Source organism: Bacillus sp. AFS001701, assembly GCF_002559405.1.
Taxonomy (GTDB): Bacteria; Bacillota; Bacilli; order Bacillales; family Bacillaceae_G; genus Gottfriedia.
This window is the reverse complement of sequence record NZ_NTZO01000174.1, coordinates 1-11,485: the sequence shown is the minus strand read 5'-3', so window position 1 is coordinate 11,485 and position 11,485 is coordinate 1. Positions and strand designations below refer to the sequence as shown.

The window sequence follows — 11,485 nt, the reverse complement described above, 5'->3', positions numbered from 1 at the left end:
ATATAGGAAAAAAGAGTTTTTTTTAATAATAATATGAAAACCCTTTCTTGTGAAAATTATTTCGCATATATTTATTTTTGTCAAAAAAATTTTTTTCATACATGTTTAGTATAGCAAATTTTCAAAATAAGTGGGTTAAGTGATGAAAAAGAATCAATAAAGGAATTTAATAGTTTAAATAAAGAAGATAAAAATTAACATAGTGGATTGAATAGGTCTTTGGAAATAAATAAAAAATAATAAATTAGTCTTTAAGATAGGATTTGATTTTCGAATCCTATCTTTTTTTTAGTTATATTGAATTGAATTTGAAAGAAAATTTCCTAGTATTAGGTAAAAATCATTAATTGTTTTTTCCTTAAAAGGATATTAAAATTTAGTAAAGAATATTTAGTAAATATGTTTATAGAGATAGAGGAGGGTGCATATGATTGAGGGGGAAATCATAAAGTTTTATCGTGAAAAAATGGGGTTAACTCAAGCTATGCTTGGAGAAGGTATATGTACAACTACTCATGTAAGTAAAATTGAAAGAGGTAAGACGGCTTACTCACCTGATATTATTGCTTTATTTTCAGATCGATTAGGAATCAATATTAATCAAGAAGTCCAATCTTTTTATAATTTAGAGAAAATATTACATCTATGGCATGATGCATTAATCATGAAGAAAGAAGCTCAAATAGAAGAATATAAAGCAGAACTTGAACAAATGCCCTTTATTGACTATTCACAATATGCAGCCCACTATAATTTACTAAGAGCAAGGTATTATTTTCATTATCAAAATTTAGATATGGTTAAGCAAATACTTACATATGTGAAAAAAGAATTTAGTGATTTATCTCCTTACGAGAAAAATTTATTCTATCATCTTCAAGGTATGTACTATATATCGAACTATACTAGCCTAAGTAATGAAGACCATCAAAAGGCAATTAAAGTATTAAAGATGATAAATATTGATGAGTATCGAAATGAAGAATATTATCACCATCTAGCAATTGCCTATCATTTTGGAAGCTCAAAAATCTTAGCGTATAAATATGCCGAAATGGCACTTAAGTTTTTTCAGAAGACGAACAACTATTTATTCGCAATTAGTTCCGAAAGCCTTATGCTATTGCAGTACGGTAGTGAATTAGAAATGAATTTTAGCGAAGTTGTAGAACGCTATAAAGATTTGATTCATAACTGTGAAGTATTAGGAGATCGCGAACGAAAGGCCATTTTATTAAATAATCTCGGAGTGAAATACTTTAAGCGAGAAGAGTATGAAACTGCATTGTATTATTTTGAGGAAAGTATTAATGAAACCGAAAATAAAAAATCAATCAATTATTTAAGACGTTTGTGCAATTATTTAGAGACATGTACGGAGGGCACACTACTAGAAAAAGAGATACTTCTTAGTGTGATGAAAAGAGCATTAGCATTAGCAAAAATGTTAAAAAGTCCAGTACATATTACATTGATTAAACTATTTAAGCTTAAGGCTGAGGGAGCCCGTGAAAAATTTTATCAATATCTATCTGATGAGGCACTCCCATTCTTTTATTCTACTAATAATAAATTTTATATCGAACAGTTTGGTAAGAAATTATATAAATACTATATAGAGATCAAAGAGTATCAAAAAGCTGCCGAGTTATATGAGTCAATTGAACATACATTTGTAAGCATGTAAATAACATGAGGGTGTCCCAAAAGGGGTACCCTCTTTTTTTGCTGAAAAATTCAAACAAGAGGTCCAAGTATGTAAATAAAAAATGATGAGTTCTAAAAAAAACAGTGAACTGCAAATAAAATCTAAGAATCGCAATTAAAATTAGTAAAACAGCAATTAAGATTAGTAAATCAGTTCAAATGGAAAACTAGCTAAAGTAATCTAAATCTTACAATATCGAAAAAACTATTCTAATTATTTTTAAAAATAGAGAAGATCACAACTATAAATGAATAATACTACCTAATATACCCCCACTACTTAGTAACATGGCTAAGAATTTTATAAATAATTGTTCCAGAAGAGTTAAGGAGACATCCCGTGAAATTTAGATGGCTCCTTTTTTTGTCTTTTATAGACATTTATTTCGTGGTAATAGGCTAATAAATTAATAGATTGAATTTAAATTGCATGAAATTGGTTTATTCCGATGGGAAATTATGTTGTAATTTGTCGATTTTTTTAAAGTGTATTGAGTAAACGTTGATAAATCAAGGTTTGCTATAACCCAATTGCTTAAAAATAGAAAATTCTCAATAATATAATTAATAGGAATAAACGACAAATGTCATTCTATTTTGTTGATTACTTGAAGAGGTTGTCAAAAAAACTTATTTCTAGTATTAACGTAAAAGGCAATCTAAGAAGAAAAATGAACTGGAGGAAGAAAAATGGGGGAAAAGAGAGAAAAAAGTAAAGTTCTAAAAAGTTTTACTGTTTTAGCTTTAACATCTAGTTTTATTTTAGGTTCTCTTGGGCAAGTAACAAATGTATCAAATGCAGCAAGTCCAAGTAAGGCAGAAGATATTTTGGCAAGTTTAAGTTCAGAGCAAAGAGCAGCTCTTAAGCAGATTTCAACTAGTGAAGAAACTGGGCTACAAATTTCTTCTGATATTAACTTGGAATCATCGGAAGAAACAAAAGTTATTGTAGAGTTTGCCAATAAACCAGTTAAGGTCGCTCAAATTGAGGCGAGCGTTGAAGGTAAAACATTAACAAAAACTGATGCACAAAAATTAATTGATCAAGATCATGCTGCTTTTGCAAAAGATATAGAGAATGTTTTAACAAATACAAAAAGTAAAAAGGTAGATTATAAAATTAATCGTTCATTTAAACATGCATTTAATGGTGTTTCGATAACACTACCAGCAAACCAAATTAAGAATCTATTAAAATCAAAAGCGGTAAAAACAGTTTGGAGCAATGAGAAATTCTCAATTGATCCGCCTGAAAAAAATCAAGAAAACGAACAATTAAAAGCAGACGAGTTTAATGTTGCAAACTATTCTCCATATGATCAGCTAGATCGTCTACATGCAGAAGGCTATACAGGTAAAGGGATTAAAATTGGTATTTTAGATACAGGAATGGATTATAACCATCCAGATTTAAAAGACGCATATAAAGGCGGATATGATTTTGTCGATAATGATAATGATCCGATGGAAACAACATATGAGGATTGGAAGAAATCAGGACAACCAGAAGTAAACGGTTCTACTTATTATACTGAACATGGTACACATGTTGCAGGAATTATCGGTGGGCGTGGAGTAACTGATAGTGAGTATTCATCTGTTGGTGCTGCACCAGAAGCAGATCTTTATGCTTATCGTGTACTAGGTCCATATGGTGGCGGAACAAGTGAAGGAATTATTGCAGGAATTGATAGAGCCGTAAAAGATGGCATGGATGTTATTAACATGTCACTTGGAGCATCATTGAATGATCCACTTTACGCTACTTCTATCGCTGTAAACAATGCAGTATTAAGTGGGGTAACAACAGTTGTTGCAGCTGGTAATGATGGAGACAAAATGTATACATTAGGTTCGCCAGGATCAGCTGCTTTAGCTTTAACAGTTGGAGCTTCATCTGTTGCAATTGATATTTATCAATATGCAGGTGTACTTAATGGTAAAAATTACAATCTAAGACAATTAACGAAAAATTATAAAGATGATTTATCGGTATTAAAAGGGAAATCGATTCAACTAGTCGATGTAGGACTTGGAGATCAAGCTGGTTATAAAAATAAAGATGTAAAAGGAAAATTTGTATTCATGAACCGAGGAGTTTATACATTAGACTCTAAAGTTGCATATGCCAAAGATCAAGGTGCTGTGGGTGTTATCATGGCTAACGATGAAGCAAACAAGGCAGAGGGAGCAATTCAGACATTCCTTGGTGAATCAATGAATGCGATCCCTTCATTCTCAGTTTCATTTGAAGAGGGTTCAGTAATTTCTGCAGCATTAAAAGATGGAAAATCAGATTTCACATTTGGTGATTTCAAAAAAATCCAAACAGCATCTGATGAATTAGCAGGGTTTAGTTCAAGAGGTCCTTCACGAATCAATTATGATATCAAACCGGAAGTCACAGCACCTGGAGTATCAATACTATCAACTGTTCCATTTTATGTAAATGATAAAAACATTGAGGGCTCAAAACCTGAAGATTATAAATATGCTTATGCACGACTATCAGGTACTTCAATGGCTACTCCATATGTAGCAGGTGTATCAGCATTATTACTTCAATCAAATAAAGATCTTGAGCCAGCCGATGTAAAATCTATTTTAATGAATACAGCTGATCCATTAGCAAAGGATTATAGTGTATTTGAGATAGGAAGCGGTCGAGTTGATACATATGAAGCAATCCATTCTAATGTTGAAATTCAAGTAGTAGATCAAACACCGACAATCATTAATGGAAAACAAAAAACAATCAAAGAATTAACCGGTGGATTTAGTTTTGGTTCAATTGGATTTGATAACAAAGATATTACAGAATCTCGCAATGTTACATTGAAAAATAGAAGTGAAAAAGCGAAAACATTTAGTGTAAAAGCTAAATTCCAAACGGGCACTAGAGGATCTTTAGATGCGGCTAAAAATAATGTAACATTAACTGGTCCTACTTCAGTAAAGATAAATGGAATTAATTCTAAATCAATCAATTTTAGCTTAAACATTCCAAAAACAGCTGAAAAAGGCACATATGAAGGGTATATTGTATTTACAAATAATGCAGACCCTACTGAAGAATACCAAATTCCATTTGGTGGACGTGTTGTTAATGAAGGAATCGATTTCTTTAAAGCTGACCCATTGTTTTCAACTGATACTAGCTGGCCAGCAAATTCATTTCCATTTCTTGGGTTTGAATTCTCATTAAAATCTCACATGAAGACATTGGATATTCTTTTAACCGATCCAAAGACAGGTGAAGATCTTGGTTTAGTTGGTTCATTTACACCAATTACTTTAAATGATAATCAGTCGTATTTTATTGGAAGAGGATTTAATTCGATTTACTATCCATTTACAGGAGATGCGAAAAATCCAATTAGCAATGAACCGAGCTTTGCGCAACCAGGTCATTATCAATTAAAGATGGTTGGAACAAATGAAAATGGAAAAACGTTCACAAAAGTTTCTGATTTCATTTACGATTTAGCCCCTCCAACTATGACGTCTAATTTTGACTCTTTAGACCAAAAGGTAATTGAATATAATGATGAACAGTTTGATTCAAATGGAGAATTTTTATACGACTTTAATATTAATCTAAATGACCCTGAAACAGATCAAGCAAATAAATTAGGTTTAGATGTAGATCAATCAAGCAACTCAGTTGTTTCGTTTTATAATAGTCCATTCCCTGCAAATCCAATTAAAACAGATAAAAATGGAAACTATAGTGACCAAATTCTAGTGAGAAAACAATCTGCGCCATTGGAAGTTTCGTTCTATGGTATTGATGCAGCAAAAAACTTTACTGCTAACGCAACTAATAAGTTAAGCGTCGCATTTGTGGATCAAAATTTACCGTACTACTATTTAAAAGCAGATAAAAACCTTCTTAAGACTGGTGAAGCTGTAAATTACACTGTTCGTTCGAACAATGTGAAAAATTTAAAGACAACTAAAATTACAATGAGAAATTATAATTATGCTTCAATTGAGAATGTAGTTGTAAATGATGCAGTTAAAAAGTATGGTGAAGCAGAGGTTAGTGTAAATACTACACCAACGAGTCATACATTTACATTTACATATTTTGGAGATAAAGCATTACCAGAAGATTTACCATTATTTAATTTTGACCTTAAAACAGATAACAAGTATCTTAATGAAAGTCCTTACTGGTTTGATATGAATGCAACAACAATAGATCAAACAAATGTTGAGACAAAAGATATCTACACTTATATGGAAAGATATAAAATAAAGCCAACTGTTTCTAGAATAAGAGGTGTATTACAAGTTGAAGGTGGCTTAGATCCAGTAACAGGTGGGACGAATTATGCAATCGATCTAAGTAAAGCCAATGCAAAAGTAACAGTTACTTCGTACGATGGAAAAACAGTTACTCAAGCACCAATTACAGACAAATATGGTTCATATGATGTTGATGGGATAAAAGCTGATAAAAATGCTTATACATTAACAGTGGATGTACCTGGGCACTTTACGATGAACCAACAAGTTGTTTTATCATATGAAATTCGTGGAGAAACTGTAGGTAAATTGTATAAATATAGTTTAGCAACTGCTGCAGCTGGAGACGTTAACAAAGATAATGTAATCGATGTACTAGATGCATTAGCTGTACAAACTTATTGGGGTACAAATAAAGCTACAGCAGACTTTAACTTTGATAAAGTAGTAGATAAAAAGGATATGGACTTTGTTGTTCGAAACTTTGGATTACAAAATCCTACTGTTGATAAAGCGCCAAAACCAAAAACTACTTATAAAGGTGCAACTTTAGATAGTATTTTAAAAGAGTTAGGTTTAGATCAAAAATAATTTAGAAGAGGGAAGCCAGCTAGATTGGCTTCCCTTTTTATGTTATAGGAATATATGTGGATTGATGAAGTAGTGAAGTGCAATTAAAATCGGTGGAACGGCATATAAAGCCATTAATTTTTAATTAATTGAGTAAAAGAGAATAGATAAGTAAAATGATAAATTGAAAATGACCAAAAACAGAAGTAAAATCCAATGAAACAATCGAAAAGCACAAAATTGAGATGTCAAAAAGCATTCTCAATGATGAATTAAAATATTCTAAAATAGTTTTATGTTCAATTTGCTAGAAAAATCGAGCAACCCGAGGTTTGTCTAAAAACAATTAAAGTTTAATTAAAAAAGTAAGCGTTTTCAAAGAACTGACTATTTCTTTTAAAATGAGCGGAAAATTGGGTTATTTTGATTGTTTTTCACGGGAGAATTTAGAAGAATCCTGTCGAATGTAGAGAGGAAGAATTTAAAACTCTGGTAAACTAGGGGAGGGATAACCCAATTGACCGAAAATTGGAAAAAAATGATAATAAATGTAGAAAGTAAATTTGATGTAAAGAGATATATATTAAGATAAAAAGTAGCTTACTATTTTATAAATCATAGATCTTTATTGAATTTTACTTTAGATAAATAAAAGCCAGGAGGAAGAAGAATGGGGAAAAGAGTAAAGAAAAGTAAGTTTGTATCAGGCTTTACCGTATTAGCTCTATCATCTAGTGTTGTTGTTGCACCGATTGCACATGTAACTAATGTTTCAAAGGCAGCAGGGAAAACGAAGTCAGAAACAATACTTGCAAATTTAACTTCCCAGCAAAGAGCTGCTTTAAAACAAATTTCAACGAATGAATCGACAGGGCTTCAAATCTCATCAGACATAGATCAAACGACTACAAAACAAACCTCAGTTATTGTAGAGTTTGCAAATAAACCTGCGAAGGTGGCCAAAATTGAGGCGCAAGTAGAAGGTAAATCATTAACTGAGACACAAGCAGGGAATTTAGTTGATCAAGATCATGCTACTTTTAGTGCAGAAGTGGGACAAGTTCTTAAAGATAAAAATAATATAAAGGTAGATTTTAAAATTAAACATTCATATAAAAATGCCTTTAACGGCGTTTCAATGAGTCTACCAGCAAATCAAATTAAGAATCTATTAAAATCAAAAGCAGTTAAAACTGTTTGGAGTAATGAGAAGTTCTCAATTGCCCCCCCGAAAGAATCAGATAAGAATAGCGAGTTAAAAGCAGACGAGTCTAAAGTAGCAAACTACACCCCATATGACGGCTTGGATAAGCTACATGCTGAAGGCTATACAGGAAAAGGCATTAAAGTTGGGATTCTTGATACAGGTATCGATTACAATCACCCAGATTTAAAAGGCGCTTTCAAAGGTGGATATGATTTTGTAGATAATGATAATGATCCAATGGAGACTACATATTCTGATTGGGTAAAAGCTGGTAAACCAGGTTCTGCAAATGGAGCTAATTATTATACTGAACATGGTACTCACGTAGCAGGTATCATTGGTGGACGTGGTGCATCAGATAGTGAATACAAACAGGTTGGTGCAGCACCAGAAGCTGATATCTATTCATATCGTGTACTTGGACCTGGTGGGGTTGGAACAAGTGAAGCTATTATCGCTGGGCTTGATAAAGCAGTAAAAGATGGCATGGATGTTATTAATATGTCATTAGGTGCATCTCTAAATGATCCACTTTATGCAACTTCTATCGCCGTTAACAATGCTGTATTAAGTGGCGTAACGACTGTCGTAGCAGCAGGAAATGATGGAGACCAAATGGACACATTAGGTTCACCGGGAGCGGCTGCATTAGCATTAACTGTCGGAGCTTCATCAGTTGCAATTGATCTTTATCAATTTAACGGAACACAGGATGGAAACAAATACAACTTTAGACAATTAGCTCAAAACTACTCTGATAATTTAACGACATTAAAAGGTAAAACCTATCAACTTGTTGATGTAGGTTTAGCAAATCCATCTGATTTTACAGGAAAAGACTTAAAAGGCAAGATTGCTTACATTCAACGTGGGACAATTGCTTTAATTGATAAAATTAAAAATGCAAAAGCAGCTGGCGCTGTAGGTGTATTAATGGCTAATAATATTGATAACCAAAGTGAAGGAGCAATCCAAGCATTCTTAGGCGAGTCGGTCGATGCTATTCCTTCATTCTCAGTATCATATGAAGAGGGATTAAAAATCACAGCAGCGGTTAAAGCAGGTAGAAATGAAGTTTCTTTTGGTGATTATACTAAGCTACAAACAGCTTCAGATGAATTAGCGACATTTAGTTCAAGAGGACCATCACGTGTAAACTATGATATCAAGCCAGAAGTGACTGCTCCAGGTGTTTCGATTCTTTCAAGTGTACCATTTTATGTAAATAATAAAACAGGCGATGGATCAAAGCCTGAAGATTATCAGTATGCATTTGAGCGTATGTCTGGAACTTCAATGGCAACACCATATGTAGCAGGTGTATCTGCACTATTACTTCAATCAAATAAAGACTTACAACCAGAAGATATCAAATCAATCCTAATGAATACTGCTGATCCATTATCAAAAGCTTATAGTGTATTTGAAGTAGGTAGTGGACGTGTAGATGCATATGAAGCAATCCATTCAAATGTAGAATTAGAAGTGGTTGATAAAACACCAACGATTGTAAACGGCAAAGAAAAATTAATTAATGAGTTAACCGGTGGAATGAGCTTTGGTTCATTTGGATTTGATAATAATGATATTGCTGATTCTCGCAGTGTCACTTTAAAGAATCGTAGTGAAAAAGCAAAAACATTTAGTGTTGACGTGAAATATCAAACTGGATTAAGAGGATCAAAGGATGCAGCTTCAAATAATGTGTCACTTTCAGGACCTACATCAGTGAAGTTAAATGGAATTAGTTCAAAATCAATTAATTTTAATTTGGATATTCCAAAAACTGCTGAAAAAGGAACATATGAAGGGTATGTTACATTCACGAATACAGGGGATCCAACTGAGCAATATCAAATTCCGTTTGGTGTTCGTGTAGTTGAAGAGGGGATCCAATCATTTAATTTAATCAACCCACTTTATTCAAATAAAATTACGAATCCAACTTATGCTTACCCATTTATTGATGGAAGTGTTTCTCTGAAAACACATATGAAATCATTAGATGTTATCGTTCAAGATCCAACAACTGGTCAAGATTTAGGTATTATTGGATCATTTAATACTTCAGTAATGAAAGAAGATGTAGTTTACAATATTGGTCGACTTGTAGGAGGATATTACTTCCCATTCACTGGAGATGCGAAAAACCCGATTAGCAGTAAATATGAATTAATTAAACCTGGTCACTACAAATTAAGACTAGTTGGTGTGAGTGAAAGTGGAAAAACATTTGCTGAAGCAAGAGACTTTATGCTGGAATATGCTGTTCCTAACATGACTTCAAGCTTTGATAAGTTAGATCAAAAGGTTATCGAGTATAGTGATAGTAAACTAGATAAAAATGGGCAAATGTTATACGACTTCAACATTAACGTAAATGATCCAGAAATTGAAGAAGCGAAAAAATACGGTATTAAAGCTGATCAATCAGATAACACAATTGTTTACACGTATAATTCCTTCTTCCCATCATTACCTATTAACGTAGATAAAAATGGCGATTATACGGATCAAATTTTAGTTGATAGTAAATATTCTGTATTACCATTAACATTCTATGGAATGGATGCTGCATTAAATCCAACTGCTCAAATTAGAATTGCTTTTGTAAAAAATACAACTCCGTATTATTACTTAAAAGCGAATAAGCAAAACATTGTACCTGGTGACACTGTAAATTACTCTGTAAAAGCAAATAATATTAATAACTTAAAAACAACTAAACTAACACTTCAATTGAATAATAAACAAGGAATCATTGATAATATTCAAGTGAGTGATGAAGTTAAAAAATATGGCGATGCACAAGTTACAGTAAAAACTTCTCCTACAACTTGGGATTATATTACTCAATATGACTTTACTTTTACTTATTCAGGTTCAGCTAAGCTACCAGAGGATACGCAATTATTTAATTTCGATATAAAAACAATCGATCAATCATTTACAACAGGTTCAGCGATTAATTTCTCAGGTAACGGTACATCTACAATTGATACATCAAATGTAGAAACAAAAAATGTTTATACTTATATTGAAGGATACAATGTAAAACCATCAGTTTCAAAACTTACAGGTACACTTCAAGTAGAAGGAGCAAAAAAACCTGTAACAGGTGAAACGAACTATGCAATCGATCAAAGTAAATTAGGTACAAAAATTACATTAACATCTTATGATGGTAAAACTGTTTTACAAGCTCCTATCACATCAAAACAAGGTGATTATGCATTCGATGGTGTGAAAGTTGATAAAAAACCTTATACATTATCTGTAGATGTACCAGGTCACTTTACAATGAATCAAACAATGGATAATTTATTTGATCATATCCGCGGTGATTTAATCGGTAAGCAATTGCGCTATTTATTAGATGTTGCACCTGCTGGTGATGCAAATAAAGACGATGTAATCGACGTACTTGATGCATTAGCTGTACAAACTTACTGGGGTACAAACAAAGCATCTGCTGACTTCAATTTTGATAAAGTAGTTGATGCAAAAGATATGGATTATGTAGTTAAGAACTTTGGATTACAAAATTCAACAGTTCCAAATCCTCCTAAAGCTAAAAAATCATATAAAGGTGCTACATTAGATAGCATCTTAACAGATTTAGGCTTAAACTAAACTTCTGATAAAAGCAGCCTTCTCCCGATTATTTTTTGGGAGAAGGCTTTTTATTGATCAATTTTTTCCTTAAATCTTGCAATGAATATCACACTGGTAAAAATATACATAAAGCAA

The 11,485-nt window shown here is 32.4% G+C and carries 3 protein-coding genes; all 3 read left to right on the top strand.

Going from position 1 to position 11,485, the window contains the following annotated elements:
* Window positions 1-427: 427 nt before the first annotated feature.
* The 3 genes from CN514_RS12875 (at window position 428) to CN514_RS12865 (ending at window position 11,368) form a co-directional block, all read left to right on the top strand.
* The gene (locus CN514_RS12875) at window positions 428-1,687 is read left to right on the top strand and encodes a helix-turn-helix domain-containing protein (protein ID WP_098232939.1); all 1,260 of its coding nucleotides are present in this window, start codon (window positions 428-430) and stop codon (window positions 1,685-1,687) included.
* A gap of 710 nt (window positions 1,688-2,397) precedes the next feature.
* Window positions 2,398-6,549, top strand: a complete 4,152-nt coding sequence (locus CN514_RS12870) for a S8 family serine peptidase (protein WP_098232938.1) — start codon at window positions 2,398-2,400, stop codon at window positions 6,547-6,549.
* A 649-nt stretch (window positions 6,550-7,198) separates the two neighbouring features.
* Window positions 7,199-11,368 (top strand): S8 family serine peptidase, encoded by a 4,170-nt coding sequence (locus CN514_RS12865; protein WP_098232937.1) that lies wholly within the window; start codon window positions 7,199-7,201, stop codon window positions 11,366-11,368.
* Window positions 11,369-11,485: the final 117 nt, after the last annotated feature.